Here is a 510-nt window from a genome sequence, read left to right as displayed (position 1 = left end):
AGGTAAACAGACCGCATGGTCCGGCAATGGGGAAGTCAAACCGCTGGCGGGGCGGCCGCGGCAACCGGAATTCCGCCCGATTGGTCGGCTTGTGTGCTGGAAGTCTGGTTCTCTCGAGGGGGTCTCGAGCATCGGCGGAGAGAAAACAAGATGACCGGTTTGAGATTGACATACCGTCCATGCTGTTTTTTACTCGGTGTGTCGGGTGGATCCCGGACGGCCGGGTGCGGCTCACCTGCCGCCGGCCCCTCCGGCGGACCAGGGCCCGGCAGCATCCGGGCCCGGCAGTATCCGGGTCCTGCGGTATCGGGGTCCGGCGGTATCCGGTTCCTGCGGTCCGGGGTCTGGCAGTTCGGGCCTGACGGCGTTGAGGTCTGGCGGTCCAGGGTCCAGCGGCGTGGGGGCCCGGCAGTCAGTCCGGGTCTGGCAGTCCGGGTCCTGCGGTCCGGGGTCCGGCGGCGTTGAGGTCTGGCGGTCCAGGGCCTGGCGGCGTCGGGGTCTGGCGGCTTC

Origin of the sequence: Streptomyces olivochromogenes, from assembly GCF_001514115.1 — a bacterium.
Classification (GTDB): Bacteria; Actinomycetota; Actinomycetes; order Streptomycetales; family Streptomycetaceae; genus Streptomyces; species Streptomyces olivochromogenes.
This window is presented reverse-complemented; position numbering follows the sequence as displayed.